The following is a 16,509-nucleotide window of genomic DNA, read 5'->3' as shown; positions in this document are numbered from 1 at the left end:
GTTTCTTTTTATGAGTTCATGTTTTTTTAACCATTTTTTCATACTATAATTTTTGCGGAGTTCTTCAATTTTTGAAAATTACTGATCTTTAAAATTGAATGCCGTAAATTCTTATGAACGTGAATTAGACATAAAAAAAAACCGGGCGAATCCCACCAATAGTCTGAAAAAAAGATTCAATGGAACAGGCTCTCAGCTCCAGTCAAGTTATTGTGTACTATAGTTATACATTCAATTTCTTTAATTTCAATAACTTGACTCCACAACGCGACCCTTAGGAAAGCGTTGTGTTGAGTTTCCAACGCGATTCATAGAGAGCCATAACCTTACCCACAAGTATTTAGATTTCAATATTAAATCTTGTGGGAATTACGACAAATCCTCTGTAAAACTGAGTTCCCACCCTTATTTTTGGGTGGGGGTGGAGGTGGAGAAATTCGGAAGACTTTTCTCTATCAGAAAAACATGCTTTTTGCAAGTAAAAAGACTCATTCTTGTCGGAACACTTGAAAAATGTGCGTTTTTGAGCCTTCTTATTCTAAAATCCTATTCAACTTGTGGGTAAGGTTATGATAGAGAGCGTTGTGCTTTAGTTCATTCATCGATCCCTTTCGCGTTAAATCCTTATTACAAAACACTGTTTCAGTACAACATGTTGGGTACTTTATTTTATAGTTCTGAGTAGCATTATAGTTTCTATATGAGTTCCCGCGTTTTTGTGAAACTGAAAACGTCTCGCTTCTATTGGTGTTCGACAGATTTTAGGAGGCTCTGAATAAAACAACAGTTCTTAAGTTTTAGAACAAGTCTTTTACCAAAAAAATCAAACAAGTAATTTAAACTTATACCTTTACGACTTTAAAACTTATTTTTGATTATGATCTATTTTCGTTTTTTCCGTTTAACAACATTGATAGATGTAAGTTTTCTTTTTTTAGGAAGTGATTTGGATGGGGGCATATCTGGCCAACCAAATACTTTCCAATCTATCTTGTCCGCAGAATCGAATTTGATTCCTTCATCTTCAAGAATTTTCTTTTGTAAAATTGAACGACCTGTATCTCCTCGAAAGGAAATTTTTCCCTGGCTATTGATAACTCTTTGCCAAGGAACTTTTTGTTCTTGATCCTTAGAAAGAGCGTTTAACGCGTATCCGACGGCGCGAGCTGCCCTAGGCTTTCCTAAAAGCGCCGCTATTCTACCGTAAGAAGTTACTCTGCCTTTGGGAACTTTTTTTACTAAAACGTAAACTTCCTTAAAAAATGAAATTTCCGAATTTACTTTTTTATGTTTCACGTTATTTACTCTAAAATTGATTTTTCAGTCAAAGTGGTTTTCTAAAATTTTAAAAGCAAATTACTACTAGGACGTATGAAAATAGTATCAAGCTATTAACGGCCGAATTTGAGAAAAAATAGTGGTATTTAAAAAATACCGCAAATTCGGGATTTAAAAGCATTTTGGAACAGGACCAAAGCATTCAAATTTTTGAAACAATTTAATCTAAGTATTCTATTTATGCGTCCGAGTAGTATATATTCATTTTTTTGGAATATTTTTTAAAAAATTAGAATAAAGTTTTTGAAAAATTAATTCTTCATTTGTTTCCGTTGTATTAAAACGATGATTGAATTGATTTTACTACTCATAACTATATAATAAAGTGCCTAATATTTTGCATGGAATCAGTGTTTTGTGATAAAATTAACGATACTCAATTTATAGAGATCAGTAAACTCCACTATGAAATTTTCAATAACTCTAATATATAAAAATGTTCATTAATAACATGTAATTTTATTAATTGAGCTATTTTTAATATTTTTTATAAAATATTTTGTATACGCTTTCAGTCTTTAAATTTCCAAAAAAGTGTTTCTGATTACGAGTTGTTCACTAAGATTAATTCACATTAGTTTAGTTTCCTGGAAAAAATTCTTTTATGATTGGTTTACTGAATATTTGGATCTAAAAAATAACTTCTCTGAATTATTAGAATTTTTTGTCTCTTGTTTCTACTTTGACTATGTTATTTTCCGGATTGATCGGTAATTCCACTCTAAAAACGGTTCTTCCGGGATTTGACTTTAAAGTGATTTTACCTTTATGTTTTTCCACGATTCCTTTAGCGATTCCTAAACCAAGTCCCGTTCCTTCTCCTTGATCTTTGGTAGTAAAAAAAGGATCCCAAATTCGATCTTGAATTTTGGCGGGAATTCCAGGACCGTTATCTTCGATTTCAACAACTACACAACCATTCCAAGGAAAAACCGAAATTTCAATTTTACCTTTTCCTTTTAATGCCTGAATCGAATTTTGAATTAGATTTGTCCAAACTTGATTCAATTCATCCGGGTTACAAATCACAAGAGGGATTTCTTGAAAATTTTTAATTACATCGATTCCGTATTTTATTTGATTATTAAGAATAATTAATGTAGTTTCCATACCTTCTATAATGTTCGAAGAGGAAAAAGTTTTAGATTGATCCAAATGGGAATAAGACTTCAAAGCTTTTACAATTCGAACTATGTTTCGAATCGCATATCTTATGTTTTTGATATTTCGGTTGATATAGGCGGCATTTTTTAGCATAAAATATCCACGATCATCGTCTTTTAAAATGGTGTTATAAATATATTTCCGTTCTTTGCCGATTTGGTTCTCTATAATGAAATTTGAAAGTTCGGAAGTAAGAGCAGGACTGAAGTTCATATTTTTCATTTCTTCTTTAAGTTGATTTTTTAAACGGAATTTTTCTTTCGAATCCAGTTCCGATTTTTTTTTATCCCGAAGTAAATGAAGTAAGGCGAGTTCGAAATTTTTTCTAAGTTTTCTATATCTAGCAAAAAGAACGACGTCAAAAACGTTTTGAACCAGATAATTCATATTTTGATCTAAATTATCGGCGGCTCCGTTGATCACACCTGCGGGTGTATTGATTTCGTGTGCGATCCCGGCCACCATAATACCAAGAGAAGCCATTTTCTCCGACATGATCAATTGGGACTGTGTCTCTTCTAATTCTTGAGTTCTAATCTTGACTTTTTCTTCTAAGGTTTCGGTTAACTCAATCAGACGTTCGTAGAAAATTGCGTTTGAAAGCGCCATCACCGAAACAGAACGTATTTCATTCAATTTATTGATTTCGGAAAGTGTATAATTTTTTCGATTTTGTCTTTTACCTAAAACGATTATTCCTAAAAGACTTTTATTGAGAATTAAAGGAACCACCAGTTCTGCTTCAGTTTGTGTAAAAAAATTTTCGGCAGAATTCCGAATTTTACTTAGACTGGGATCAGTTGCAAATTCTTTAAAATTATAGATCCTATCGTTTTCGGTGATCCAAAGAAGAAACGGATCAAAAATAAAAAATTGAATTTCTCCTGAATCCGGAAAAGGCGCGAACTTACCCATTTCTTCCTTCCAAAGAAATACGATAACTTTTTTTGTCGGAATTATGGTTTGGATGAACTTCAGAATTTTTTCGCAAACGAGTCCCGTTAGATTTGTAGCAATCAGATCGTTTTTAAATTGATCTAAAATCGAAAGGTATTTAACGATTTCATTATTAGAAAATTGAAAGAACGGAAAAATTCTTCTTAAAAATTTACTGGAAGTTAGTTTTAAAACTCGAATCGAAACGATGTAGATTATAAACCCTAAAATTGCTCCGGTTAAAAGTGTAAAAAGAAGTTCGTAAGATTCTAAAGAAAAGAAATAGAATGACCGTATAGTGAACACAGAGATAAGCTGAAAACAGACTATCAGAAGAATTAAATATACGATGGGCCCTAAGGCGATGAGTCTTCGGGTCGTCATTATAGTGCATAGAGATCATGTTAGAGTCAGATTCCTCAGTCAAAGAATTTTTTACCATCTCCAGAGTTTACGGAGCGTACTATGAAATTTATTCTCCAAAACGAGGAATCGTAAGGGCTTTTCTACGTGGAAGGTTAAGAACCTTTGCCGCTCAAGAAAGACATCCTTTTGTTGTAGGAGATAAAATTCTAGCCGAGTTTTCAACGGGAAAAGATTGGGTAATTTGTGAAAGATTGGAAAGAAGTTCTTTCCTAACACGTAAAAGTCGAGAAGGGGACACACAGGTTTTATGTGCAAATGCGGATCAAACGGCGGTTCTTGCTTCTTTAAAGTCTCCCGAAACAAAAGACGGTTTTTTGGATAGATGTTTGGCGGCGGTTTTTGCCTCTGGAACACAACCTCTGATTTTATTTACAAAATTAGATCTCGTTTCCGAAGTCGAAGCCGAAAACCGTATGAAAGTCTATCGAAATTTAGGATACAAAATCCTGGGAATTTCCTGCACAACCGGTCAGGGAATTCCTGAATTACAAAAATATCTGCACGGAAAAACGACGTTTCTAGTCGGAAATTCAGGAGTTGGCAAGTCTACTTTAATCAATCTATTGACTCAAACGCAGATTCAGAAAACTTCCGGAATCAGCATTTCAAAAGATAAAGGGAAACATACCACTACAAATTCTCTTTTGCTTGTTTTAGAAGATGGCACGGCGTTAATCGATTCTCCAGGAATCAAAGAATGGGGGATTCTCCATTTAAAAAAAGAAGAAATTCTGGAAAGTTTTCCCGAACTTTTCAGTCAAAAAAAACATTGTGAAGAATCAAATTGTTGTAAATTATCTTCCGACTGCGCGATGTTATCCGCTTTAGAAAAAGAAGTGTTAACGTCTGAAAGAAAGAAGAGTTTAGAATCGATGCTTGCGAGCCTTGATAACCCGCATAGAGTCACACGGAGAGATAGGATTTCAAAATGAAAGTGACACATTCTTGTTTGGAGTTTGATTCGATTGAAGGTCTGATTGATTTTACTAGGGAATTTGAAACTGGATCTATGATTCGGTTTCTTTCTCCTATTGAAGACAATTCGGGAAATGTACTCGTTAAAGAAGAAGTACAGGTTAAGGAATCTACCCTTGCTCGTTTAAAAGATATTAAAGGACAATATACTCCCAAATTCGAAATTAAATTGAATAAGGAACTATTAGAACAGATTCAAAATATACTCGCAATAAAGATTGTAAATCAACTCAAAGTTACGGACATGAAATTTTTGAAATTCATGTATGAAAACACGAATTATAATTTTAAGGGAATTATTCGAAATTCATTACTTTCTAAAAAGACGATATTGACTCTTTTAAAAGTATATAATCAAAATCTAAACTTTTTTAAATACATAAGCGAATTGGGTCTTTTGAGTCTCGGAATTGTAATGATTCCCGATACGATGAGATTTAGACTTCTCAGAAGATATGCATTTACCGCGGGAATCCTTATGGATGTTCCTCGAATTGGAGTGGATAAGTTCACCAAATTACCTTCCGATGACAACGAAAAAGTCAGAATTGCTCATAAGTGTTCTGATATATTACAAAAACTTGATCTTATTGAATTTACGTACGGATCGATTTCTAATCACATGCCTCTGGGAATGATGGAGGATTCGGCTTCGAGTGATAAAAATGCGTCTGGCGAAAATATAGACGAAACTTTTTTAGACGATATTATTTCAAACGACGGTGAAAGTGATAGTAAAGAGGACGGTTCTAGGGAGGACGCAATTCCTGAAAAATCCTACGATTTATTCCAAGCCTTATTGACCGACGCTTTGAAGTTATCCCGTTACATTGCGAACATAAGTCACAATGCAGTTGATAAGGATTACGTAATGGAGGAATTAGTCTATTATATCGCTTACAATACTTCCAAAAAATATTTCGATGAACTTCTAGCGAATCCTTTAGTTGCTACTTTCAAAGAATTTGAAGTAAACGTTAAGAGACTTAGAAAGATTGCGGAAGTGGAAATGAAATGCGTTTATCCTCCTTCTGCTTGGGCATATCCTAAGCCGAAGTCTAGTCAGGTTCTTTGTAAAAATAAAGTATGGGATTGTCCGAATATCGTTATGGGTTGGGACATTCACGTAATTACGGCTCAAGAGGCTTTTGGTTGGGTAGGAACTAGTTTGCCCGTAGATAATTATCCAAAATGTAGGTTGGAAGAAGAATTAGACGAAATTATGGTCGAGCCAGAAAAACCCAAAAAAAAAATGAACCTGTCTATAAACGTTAGTTTTTTTCTGTAAATACTTACATTCTTTGATATTATTAGTTCTAAGTTCTTGCAATTTTCTCTCTCACAATTTGTTGTTTTAAATGTTATCTTTTTAGAGTTTGGGGGTTTTATGAAACGTTATTTGAGTATTGTGATTCTCTGCGCGTTTACGATGTTATTGTTCGTTTGTAGCACGAACAAATCATCCGGCAGCGATCAGGTAAAAACCGAGTCTAACGCTGCCAGCGCAAGAATCGTTTGGCTTCTTGGAGACGTAAAAATTCTTTCCGATTCTGGAGAAAAAAAAGCAGAGTTAGGTGCTTCTCTTTCTTCCACGGACCGTGTTGTAACAGGGGCGAACGGCGGAGCTGAGATCATGGTTGCAGACAGTGGAATTATTAAGATGTCTAAAAATTCTGATATAGAAATTTCCAGCCTTATGAATCCGAATGGTTCCGATACAAATGTTCAAGTGAACTACGGAAAAATCGTGACGATGGTAAAAAAAGGCCAGAAAACTACCGAGTTTACAGTTTCTACTCCGACTGCACTTGCAGGTGTCAGGGGAACTTCTTTCTTAACTTCCGTGGAAAGCCCGGAAGGATCTAAAATCAATTGTGCCAAGGCCAACTGTACGGTTCGCTTTGCAGTGATCGAAGGAACCATTGCAGTTTCTAAAAAGGGAGAATCTTCCGAAGTGATCCTAAGTAAAAACCGCGAACTTAGAATCGAAAAGAATCAAAAGCTCACCGACAAACTGATTCGTTCACTTCAAAACGATTCTCTTTCTGAAATGAAAGAACTTATTGTTCTTCATAAAAACGAAACTTTCGAATACGGAAAACTAGTAGAAGAACTTAAATCTTCCAGTGAAGAACTTAAAATTTTGAGCCAATCCGGTTCTGTAGAGGAAGTAAAGGCCGCGTTTCAAAAAAGAGAAGCGGATCGTAATAACGCGGACGAGATTACAAAAACCGCTAAGGCAGTAAACGAGACCAAATATGTACAACAAGATGTACAAAAGGAAAAACTGAAGTTAAATCCAAAAGAAACATTTTAGGGTTTTTGATAAACCCTTGAACTGGATCAACCGGGGAAATTTCCCCGGTTTTTTTATTTTTAATCGAATCATTGAAAATTACGGATGATCGTTCTTTCAATCTTTTTATAATGGATTTCTCATTCAACCCGATGGACAAATAATGGAACTGTTATGAGATCAATTTTTAGCTCGATACGATTTTTTACATTCTCCTTTTCTTTTTTATGGATTCTTATCGATTGTTCTTCCGTTCAAAAAATCGAAAACTTCAATTCCGTTTTACAAGAGCCTACGTTTAAATCTCTCAAAGAAGAAGAGGCGATTTTAGGAGGAAGTTCTAATTCGGATTATAAAATTCGAAAAACCGGAAATACGATTCCAGTATTCGTTCTAGCTCCGATTCAAACTTCGGAAGGAATGGATTCTAAGTTAGCCGCTTTTTTGAGCGATGAAGTACGTTTGATTTGGGCAAAAGTAAAAGGAAAACAAGTTCGTGTTCAAGAGGTGTTTTGGAAGAATCCTTCTCAACTTTCTCAAGAACTCAAAAGGTTGAACGTAGACGCTGTGATCAAAACAGATATTCGTGAAGTTTCCGGAAAATGGATCGTAAATCAAAAAATCACTGACCCTGTGAAAGAAATCATTTATGGAAACGTGGACGGATCGTTTCAATCTCCTAAAACCGAAGACGAACTACAGGCTAACCAAGCTTATTATTTAAAACATGGTTCTGGAGTTTTAGCGCTGGATGCAAAATCTTCTTTGGTTCCGATTTGGGAAAAATCTTTGAGTTCCGGAGAAATCGATTCGATTTTAAAAAAATCAATTCAAGGTTATCTTTCATTTAGCGCTTCTTCTGCGGACACGGAAGTTTTATTTCAAGGAGAAAAGATAGGAATCGCTTCTTTTAGAAATTATCCATTGCCAGAAGGTTTACAACAAATTCAGATCACTCGTCCGGGACAAAAAGATATTAACAAATATTTACAAATTCGTTCAGGCCAAACAATTTCCATTTATCAAGAATGGAAAGAAGATCGAACTTTAGGTGGCGTAAGAATATTAAGTTTTCCGGAAGCTCTTCAAGTCGCGTTAGACGGTTTAAAAGTGGGAGAAACTCCTTTTTATAGAAGTAACCTTACGCCGGGAGCGATGCAGTTAGAATTGGTTCGAGAAACTGAAAACGGACCTCTTGTCTATTACGAAGGACAATTGATCGTAGACGCAGATAAAATTACGGAGATCGCTTTACCTTATAAAACGGATAATTTGATTTCAGAGCCGGAGTTCTGGAAACTTTCCGGTGAAAAAGGATTTCAGGCCTTTTCTGGAAAAACATTAGATTTTCAGAATGTTTCTTCTCTACCACCGGGATGGTACGGAGTTTTTTCTGCTCCATTCGTACCGGAAAATATGGAACTGGAAGGAATCATTCCGATTACTGCCGAATCGGATTCCGGGATTATTGCGATTTCTTTTCATACTTCAAAAAAGACAATTAGTTTAGAATATGAAAAAGAAAGACTCAGTGTATATTCTTTTCCTTCCAATGGAAACAATGTCGGAACTTATAAATTCAGAAAAGAAGATAAAGAAGACGGACGTCCTTTTCGGATCATAACAGATGTAAAAGAAGGAACGATTCGATTGTATTTAGGATATTCTAAAGTTTTAGAAGATAAGTTCGACGTTTCTGGTGTTTGGCGAATTTCCATTCTTACGAGAGGGGAAAATTTTTCAAAACGTTCTCCGTTAAGAAATCTCAAGATCGAATATAAGGGATATAAATGAAAGGTTTGAATTCCATGAGAAACAAGATCATATTGATTAGTGTATTCGTTTTAATTTGCGGACAATTTACGATTCATTGTTTAAGTAAAGATTTTAGAAAATCCCAAACTCAAGATTCGATTTTGGAAAAAGATTCTGCGACCAGGGAAAAGCTCAAAAGAGTATCAAGAATTTTGAATGAAGGGAATTCTTACTTTCAAAAAGGGAATTTTGAAAAGTCATTAGAAAAAGCTAATATTGCGATCAATACGTACCCAACCGCTCCCGGTTATTATCTTGCCGGAGTTTCTGAATATAAACTCGGTAAAAATCAAGAGGCTTTGGTTTCTCTCAAAAAAGGAACCGATATTGATTCTGAAAACGAACAGATTTTACTTACGTTAGGCATCATCTACACGGCTGAGGGTAAAAATGAGGACGCGATTGAAGTTTACAGTAAATTAGAATCTTTGCCGGTTAAAGACAAATACAATTATTCTTTTAAAAAAGCGGTGATCTTAAAAAATCTCGGAAAGTTCGAACAATCGTATGAAACTCTCAAAAGAATTCCCGCAAAGGAATTTGCGTTTCCAGCTCAGTTGAACATGCAACTCGGAGACGCCGCGGTGCAGTTGAAAAAGTATGAAGAAGCTGAGGTTTATTTCGAAGAAGCAAGAAAAAATGATCCAGAATTATTATCTGCAAAAAAATCCGCTTCCGTAACTAGAGTTGCTTCCGCTTTGGAAAATGGAAATCAGGCGATGAGAAAAAAGAATTATAAGGAAGCAGCTTCTCATTTTCAAACCGCAATTCAAAACGATCCCAAAAACCCAACACCTTATATCTTTTTAGGTAACGCTCGGATCTTATCGGGAGAATACGAAGCCGCCTTAAAAGCGTTCGAAAATTCTCTCGCACTTAAGTCCGACTATCAAGAAGCAATTTCTGGAATTGCAGCAGTATATTATAAAACCGGAAACTACAGAAAATCCGTATCGGTTCTAGAAAAGGCAATTTCTCAGTTTCCAAATAATGCGATTTATCAAAACCAAATGGGTTTAAATATGAAAGCGTTAGGCGAACCAGCAAAGGCTCTTGTGTATTTTACAAGAGCGAAAGAATTGGACCCGACGTTTGTAGAACCAGTGACAAATTTAGTGTTTTTACTGATTTCAGAAAATCGTTATAAAACCGCGAGAAAAGAAGCCGAGTCCTTAAAGTCTGAATCCGAAAAGAAACAAATTATTTCGTTTATCGATGTTTCGGAACAAATTTATGAAGGAGATAGACACCTCAGAAAAGGAGATACAAAAGTAGCAAAGACTTTTTATGAAAAGGCTAAAAAGGCTTCTGAGCAAGAACCTTCCGTCTATAACGCTTTTGGAAGATTGTATTTCATTTCCGGAGAATTAAAAACGTCTGAAGAAAATTTTAAAAAGGCGTTATCCATCGATAAACAAAATATCCCGGCGCTTCAAGGATTGATCCGACTTTATTCCTCTCAAAAAAATCAAACACTTGCTAATCAATATACAAAAGAATTAGAAAATTTAACCGGAAACGATCCTTCTGCCGCAATCGTTTTAGGAAGAACTTATGAAGATAAAAAAGAATACGAAAAGGCTGAAAACGTTTATAAAAATCTTCAGAAAAAATTTCCAAATAACGAGGCAATTAACTTTCGTTTGGCGATGTTGTATTATAAAATTTCTCTCGAAGAAAATGAAAAAAACAATCACGATTCCGCTTTAAATTGGATTTCCAAAGCAGAAAAATTATCTAAAGATATTCCTGAAATTGCGGAAACTAGAAAAACGATTCAAGAGAATCAAAAATTTGCGACTGTAATTCCGACCATTCAGAAAGCGAACAAACTTTTCGATACACGTCAATACGAAAAAGCAATACCACTTTATCAGGAAGCTTTTCAAAAAACCGGAAAGCTTACTCTATATATTAAAATTGCTGAATGTCATTTGGCTTTAGGAAGTGAGGAAAAAGGAATTTCTATGTTGGAAAATCCTCCTCCTGGAACGCGTAATCTTCAGACTCGAGAAGCGATTAACGCGTTTTTACTTAGAAAGGGAGAAATAGACAAAGCTGAAACCGGTTTTAAAGAAATCCTCACTAAAAAACCGGACTCATATTACAGCCATTATCAGATGGGAATAATACACCTTCAAAGAAAAAAGTATGAAGCTTCCATTGATGCTTTTGATAGATCACTTTTACTCAATAAAGATTTTGTAGCAGCGAGAATTGGTAAAGGAATTTCCTTATATCATTCTGGAAATAAAAAGTTAGCCAAGGAAGAGTTTGAAGCCGCAACACAACAGGATGCAGCAAACGAACTTGCTCCTTACAATATAGGAATTATACTTTTTAATGATAATCTTTATAATGAAGCCATCGGAATTTTTAAGGAGATTATTCAAAAGAATCCAGAATTTTCAGACGCTCATTATCAGATTTCATATATCTACTACAAACGAGGAGATTTAGAACAGGCCGAAAAAGAAATTCGTAAGGCGCTCGATTTGGAAAGAAACGAAGGAAATCTTTTCGCTTTGATTCGGATTCTTTCCGAACAAAAAAATAAAATGGCGAATCCTGCGATTAAAAAAGAGGTTTTGGATTTAGGAAGAGAGCTGGCTGAAAAATTTCCATCATCACCTCACGCTGCTCAGGCGGAAAGATTGGTAATTGCTGACGAGGATAATCCGGTAATTCTTCAGTCTTATCAAAGCCGAGGAAAGTTGATCGGTGTACCGGTAATAATTAATAATTCTGTAATATTAAACTACGGAACCAGCGTGGAATCTTTAGACAAAGATCGTGCAGTTCGCCATTGGAGAATCCAAACCGCCACACCTTATAAGTTTTTGTTGGCGGATAAACGTTTGATCGGAGTTTCCGAAAAGAAAATCGAAGTTATGGATCTAAAAACCGGAATCACGTTAAGAGAAACGGCACTTCCTTCCGGCGAAGTTAAAAAGGCAAATCTTTCCGGAGAAAATGTTTTGGTTGAAATTGTCTCCGGAAAAAAATCTAAAATTTACAGTTATTCGGATCAACTTGAATTGAACGGTTCCGTAGTTTTTGAAGGTTCTTTTTGGTCCGGTATTAAATCCGGTATTTTATTTTCAATTGTTCAGAAAGATGGAATTCAAGCGCAAGTATATGATGCTTCTCTAAAGGACTTGAGTGCCAAAAAAGTTTATCACAAGGGAAGCGGAGATCTAAGATATTTAGGATCTTATGAAACTGGAATTTTCTTTTTGTCCGGAAAAAAGATCGTTTCGCTCGATAACGAAAGATCTACTTCAATTGATCTTCCGAACGATTCGGCTTCTCAGTTTGTGGTTCGTTCTCCTTATCTTTGGTTTCATGCGGGAAAAACCGTCTATCGTATCGAATCCGGTTCTCTTAAATTAAGTTCGTTTAACGTAGAAGCTACGGACATCGAAGGAATTCTTCCGGGTAAAAAAGATGACGGAATTGTTCTTTTTAAATCTGGAAAGGCGATTCGATATAGTATCGATGGTAAACCGATCTGGTCTTATTCTTTAAAGGACGAAGAAGGAAAAGTTTATTCTTTAGTTTATCGATGAAGTTTATACTTCGTAAATTTTTGGATCTGAAGATAAATTTTGTAAGAGTTTCCGACAATTTTTTGTGGGATTTATCATCGATTTCATGATTTGCGATGTGATGCTAACAAGTAATAACTTATTTAAGTTGAAATGCCTGGTTTGCACGCAGGCTTGGCAAGTTCCTGTTTATCAGAAAATTATAATTTTCAAATAAAAACATTTTGTTCTGTTTCTAAGTTATTGGTCTTTAAAAGAGTATCCTAAATTTTTATCCCAAAACTTGAATTTATAATAAAAAGCTGTCCCAAAACCTGTCGAGCGTCCATAAAAGTGAGACGCTGAATTCCCAACGGCCCTGAGGTTGAGTTTTACAAAAATGTGGGAGCTACTACGAAAATTTAACGATACTAGAACTACTCGAAAGTTCGCAAATTGCTAAATGCGACCTAATTTAGGAACTACTACATTTTATTAAAAATTTCTAAAGAATGATTGTATAAAATTCTTTTAGGTTTTGATACAAGCTCAAACCTAAAAATTAGAAAAATTGATGATGAAGAATTTCTGGAAAACTTGCAGCCTCCAGAATTTGATTTAATCCGTAGGATTTGAACAGTTTATTAGAAATTTCTAAAGGATTATCATGAGTTTTTGGGCAGACTTAAAAATAAAGAACTTAAAATCAAATTCCTGTATAAAGATATTGTTCTACGGTCATAACAAAAATTAAAAATCCACTTTATAGAAGTTTTATAAAGTTATGGTCAACTGTAGCTAACGTTATTCTTTTTTAAATGTGATTTGGCAGTTCTTATTTTTGAAGGAGAATCCGGTCTATATAATAAATTCTTTTTCCTTCTTCCCGTTTTTTTCTTTCAAAGTGAGAGACTGGAATTTCATTTCTTTCTGACTTAAGTTCTACCTTTTTCAGATCGAAAGCCTCCGAGTCCCTAAAAAGACGAATTACTTTCCTTGCATAGGGACCGTAGTCTGTTGCAAAATAGAATTTACCTTTTTTAGGAAGTAGAATTTTCAGAGATTCTAAAAATTTAGAATTCACCGTTCTTTTTTTATGATGTCTTTTTTTAGGCCAAGGGTCGGGAAAGTTAAGTAGAATTTCGGAAAATAAATTTTCTTCAAATATTTCCTCTAGAAACCAATTGAAATTAACGCAAAGAATTTTCACATTATCGAGGGAATGTTTTTCGATTTCGCGTATCGTGTGACGGATTCGATCAAATTTCTTTTCCATCAATATAAAACCGGTGTTAGGTCTTTCAAGAGCCATCGAGATTGCCACTTCTCCCCAACCGGAGCCTAACTCTAAAAAATATGTCTCGAATACTTTTGAGAATAAATTTTCTTTTTTCAGTTTCCTTGTAGGGCTGGCTTGCAAAAAATAATCAGAAGCGAAGGGAACACCACTTGCAATCGACCAGAGTTTTTGTTCGAGATCTTGGACCATGGTTTCTCGTCAGGGAATTTTACACATTTTGTTTGTCTAATATAATACAGTGAAAATAAAATTATACGGCGTAAGGGGTTCACTCCCCACACCACTGAGTGAATCTGAATACAGAGAAAAAATTCTTAAGATTCTGAAGGCAGCACATTCCGAGATCAAACGGAATGACAAAACCTTTTCAGAGGAAGAATTTTTGAATTCCTTAGATCCATCTTTATCCCGAACCATTGGTGGAAATACAACCTGTGTTTTTATACAAGCTCAGTCTGGAGAACGTTATATTATAGATTGTGGATCTGGGATTAGACAATTAGGAAACGATTTACTAGCAGAGGGTTTTAAGCCGGGAGATACGGTTCACATTTTGATCACACATACTCACTGGGATCATATACAAGGTTGGATGTTTTTTAAACCAGCCTACTTTCCTGGAGTAGATATTCATTTTTATTCCACCATTCCCAATCTTCAAGAAAGATTTGAAAGACAACAAAATGAGGAACATTTTCCGGTTTCCTTATCGAGCATGATGTCTAAAAAGACGTTTCATCTTTTGGAAAAAAATAAAAGTATTGAAATCGGTTCCGTAAAGGTAACTCCTTTTCTTCTCAGACATCCAGGAAATTGTACCGGATTTCGATTTGAAGAACGAGATAAGAGTTTCTTGTTTTGTACCGATGTAGAAGTTCAAGAACCTGATCTTGAAGAATTTTTCGAACTCAAGAGGACTTTCGGAAAAACTGATATGTTGATTATAGACGCTCAGTATAGTTCTGAAGAAGCCGAAAAAAAAGTGGGTTGGGGACACACTTCGGGTAGAGTTGCGGTACGTTGTGGAGAAATTTTAGAAGTTAAACGATTGGTGCTGACTCATCATGAACCGGATCATAAGGATGAAGATATTTTTAAAATTTTTCATCAGGAATCGAAAGTTTCTTCTAAAATGGAAATTATTTTAGGACGAGAAAACGATTCGTTTTTTCTCTAAAGAAATTTCTTTTTAAATCAATCTGCGTTTAAAATTCCTCTAAAAAAGAATCGAAAGATTTATTATTCTTTACTTTCGTGAAAATTTTCTTTTATTTCATCTGATTTGAGTTATTCTGGATGGCGCGATGAGAGCTGAAATAGGACAACAAAAAAAAACTACAGGTGATATTTTTGCAGATAAGCGTTTTTATAAACGTTTTCGGAAGAATAATTTAGTAAAAATGGTTCTAGGTAAAAATGAGATATTAGGAAATCTCGAAGACATGAGTATGATCGGCGCCTCGATTAGTTCGAGAGAAGAAATCCTTTTGGGTGAACGTGTTAAGTTTATGTCTCCTATGTTTTCTACCGCAATTGAAGCGGATGTGATCCGAAAAGATTTAATTGAAGAGAAGTATAAATACGGACTTGTGTTTCACAATTTATCGGATGCTGCAATCGCTGAAATTTTAAATAAGATCGCTTCTGCCGACTAAAATCCGTATTTATAATTTCCTATTTTTCTTTTTATCAAAGAATTTTTCCTAATTTTAGAAATATTTTATATACTGCACTTAACTTAGAACTATATAAGCCGAAACTAATATTAGGATGAAAATCGGCGGCGGGGAACATAGGGTTCAACTTGGAATTCCAAAGGATGAGTCTCTATATTATATAGGGCATGGACAGTTGGAAAGTGCCCCAGCTTCCACTTCGGTTTTACACGTAATCTCTCACGAACTTGGACACGTTGCCGAATTCAAGTCGGAAGCAATGAGAGACAGAGCCGAAATCCGATCTCTAAATATGAAAATCCATTATGAGTTTCGAAATGGAAAACTAGTGGCGGTTGCGGGTGAGACCGAGGCGATCACTACAAAAAAGTCAGAAGAGACTTTACGCAAAGATACTGAAATTACTCAGCAAGAATCTTTGAAAGAAAAAGATTTTCCTAAAAAAGAAGAAACTTCTAAAACTAAATCGGAGGATAGGGAAAAACAAATTCTATCCGAAATTCGTAGAATTGAATCCGAACTTAAAATTTTCGAAACGAAAAAAAATGCGGAAGAGGAAAAAGGGTTCGATTCTATTCGAAAAACCGAATTAGAAGAGAAAAAGAGAAAACTTGAAATGGTTCTCAGTCAAGAGAAACTAAAAGCGATTTTAAAAGATACGATGGATACTTTTAAGGAACTTATAGATAAACAAACTAGAATGAGTTTAAAAATATTCAATACAAATGTTTCTGATAAACTCGGTAATTTTTTAGATGCTAAAGTTTAATTACTGATCCCTATCAAATTGAGTACCGTAAATTTTTATCACAAAGCCCTATTTCAACGCAAAATATTAGAGTTGTTGAAAAATTCCATAGTTCAGTTTAACAAAACTATTTCAATTGCTCGTTTCCATGAAATAGAAACAGATGGAGAATTCATTTTTCAACAACTCTATTGAGCACTTTATTTTAACGTAAGTTTGGCCTAAAGAATCCATGGTTCTAAAAAAATTGTGATCTCGATTCCTAAAATATGGGAACTACCACAAATCACGATTTTACGAACTCATAC

At 34.8% G+C, this 16,509-nt stretch carries 11 protein-coding genes; 8 read left to right on the top strand and 3 right to left on the bottom strand.

What is annotated here, in order from left to right:
- Positions 1–882: 882 nt before the first annotated feature.
- The gene (locus LEP1GSC049_RS217565; RefSeq protein ID WP_004755138.1) at positions 883–1,296 is read right to left on the bottom strand and encodes an MGMT family protein; all 414 of its coding nucleotides are present in this window, start codon (positions 1,294–1,296) and stop codon (positions 883–885) included.
- 696 nt (positions 1,297–1,992) lie between these two features.
- Positions 1,993–3,822: an ATP-binding protein gene (locus LEP1GSC049_RS217570; RefSeq protein ID WP_004781129.1), complete on the bottom strand. Its 1,830-nt coding sequence runs from the start codon at positions 3,820–3,822 to the stop codon at positions 1,993–1,995.
- A gap of 17 nt (positions 3,823–3,839) precedes the next feature.
- On the opposite strand from LEP1GSC049_RS217570, the gene rsgA reads away from it, so the two are divergent.
- The 5 genes from rsgA (at position 3,840) to LEP1GSC049_RS217595 (ending at position 12,519) form a co-directional block, all read left to right on the top strand.
- Positions 3,840–4,796 (top strand): ribosome small subunit-dependent GTPase A, encoded by a 957-nt coding sequence (gene rsgA, locus LEP1GSC049_RS217575; RefSeq protein ID WP_004754713.1) that lies wholly within the window; start codon positions 3,840–3,842, stop codon positions 4,794–4,796.
- The gene (locus LEP1GSC049_RS217580; protein ID WP_025186039.1) at positions 4,793–6,127 is read left to right on the top strand and encodes a hypothetical protein; all 1,335 of its coding nucleotides are present in this window, start codon (positions 4,793–4,795) and stop codon (positions 6,125–6,127) included. The genes rsgA and LEP1GSC049_RS217580 overlap by 4 nt, the downstream gene beginning before the upstream one ends.
- Positions 6,128–6,226: 99 nt before the next feature.
- The gene (locus LEP1GSC049_RS217585; protein WP_004755332.1) at positions 6,227–7,156 is read left to right on the top strand and encodes a FecR family protein; all 930 of its coding nucleotides are present in this window, start codon (positions 6,227–6,229) and stop codon (positions 7,154–7,156) included.
- A gap of 153 nt (positions 7,157–7,309) precedes the next feature.
- The gene (locus LEP1GSC049_RS217590) at positions 7,310–8,929 is read left to right on the top strand and encodes an LIC10124 family lipoprotein (RefSeq protein WP_004756772.1); all 1,620 of its coding nucleotides are present in this window, start codon (positions 7,310–7,312) and stop codon (positions 8,927–8,929) included.
- Entirely contained in the window at positions 8,926–12,519 is a 3,594-nt protein-coding gene (locus tag LEP1GSC049_RS217595) for a tetratricopeptide repeat protein (RefSeq protein ID WP_004759757.1), read from the top strand. The genes LEP1GSC049_RS217590 and LEP1GSC049_RS217595 overlap by 4 nt, the downstream gene beginning before the upstream one ends.
- A gap of 793 nt (positions 12,520–13,312) precedes the next feature.
- On the opposite strand, the gene trmB is transcribed toward LEP1GSC049_RS217595, so the two are convergent.
- Positions 13,313–13,966 carry a tRNA (guanosine(46)-N7)-methyltransferase TrmB gene (gene trmB / locus LEP1GSC049_RS217600; protein ID WP_004756598.1) on the bottom strand — a complete coding sequence of 218 codons (654 nt, stop codon included), beginning with the start codon at positions 13,964–13,966 and terminating at the stop codon, positions 13,313–13,315.
- A gap of 49 nt (positions 13,967–14,015) precedes the next feature.
- On the opposite strand from trmB, the gene LEP1GSC049_RS217605 reads away from it, so the two are divergent.
- From LEP1GSC049_RS217605 to LEP1GSC049_RS217615, 3 genes are all read left to right on the top strand, one after another.
- Entirely contained in the window at positions 14,016–14,954 is a 939-nt protein-coding gene (locus LEP1GSC049_RS217605; protein WP_004756825.1) for an MBL fold metallo-hydrolase, read from the top strand.
- 127 nt (positions 14,955–15,081) lie between these two features.
- A complete protein-coding gene (locus tag LEP1GSC049_RS217610; RefSeq protein ID WP_004754154.1) occupies positions 15,082–15,432 on the top strand; it encodes a PilZ domain-containing protein in 351 nt (116 codons plus the stop codon).
- 115 nt (positions 15,433–15,547) lie between these two features.
- Positions 15,548–16,222 carry a hypothetical protein gene (locus LEP1GSC049_RS217615; protein ID WP_016560625.1) on the top strand — a complete coding sequence of 225 codons (675 nt, stop codon included), beginning with the start codon at positions 15,548–15,550 and terminating at the stop codon, positions 16,220–16,222.
- The last annotated feature ends 287 nt before the right edge of the window (positions 16,223–16,509 follow it).

This window comes from Leptospira kirschneri serovar Cynopteri str. 3522 CT, from assembly GCF_000243695.2.
Taxonomy (GTDB): domain Bacteria; phylum Spirochaetota; class Leptospiria; order Leptospirales; family Leptospiraceae; genus Leptospira; species Leptospira kirschneri.
The sequence above is the reverse complement of the archived record's forward strand: the minus strand, read 5'-3'. Positions and strand labels throughout refer to the sequence as shown.

What these genes read in the sequence shown, in the direction of transcription:
- LEP1GSC049_RS217570 (WP_004781129.1), bottom strand. Translation starts at nt 3,822, where the DNA reads ATGACGACCCGAAGACTCATCGCCTTAGGGCCCATCGTATATTTAATT.
- rsgA (WP_004754713.1), top strand. Translation starts at nt 3,840, where the DNA reads ATGTTAGAGTCAGATTCCTCAGTCAAAGAATTTTTTACCATCTCCAGA.
- LEP1GSC049_RS217580 (WP_025186039.1), top strand. Translation starts at nt 4,793, where the DNA reads ATGAAAGTGACACATTCTTGTTTGGAGTTTGATTCGATTGAAGGTCTG.
- LEP1GSC049_RS217585 (WP_004755332.1), top strand. Translation starts at nt 6,227, where the DNA reads ATGAAACGTTATTTGAGTATTGTGATTCTCTGCGCGTTTACGATGTTA.
- LEP1GSC049_RS217590 (WP_004756772.1), top strand. Translation starts at nt 7,310, where the DNA reads ATGAGATCAATTTTTAGCTCGATACGATTTTTTACATTCTCCTTTTCT.
- LEP1GSC049_RS217595 (WP_004759757.1), top strand. Translation starts at nt 8,926, where the DNA reads ATGAAAGGTTTGAATTCCATGAGAAACAAGATCATATTGATTAGTGTA.
- trmB (WP_004756598.1), bottom strand. Translation starts at nt 13,966, where the DNA reads ATGGTCCAAGATCTCGAACAAAAACTCTGGTCGATTGCAAGTGGTGTT.
- LEP1GSC049_RS217610 (WP_004754154.1), top strand. Translation starts at nt 15,082, where the DNA reads ATGAGAGCTGAAATAGGACAACAAAAAAAAACTACAGGTGATATTTTT.
- LEP1GSC049_RS217615 (WP_016560625.1), top strand. Translation starts at nt 15,548, where the DNA reads ATGAAAATCGGCGGCGGGGAACATAGGGTTCAACTTGGAATTCCAAAG.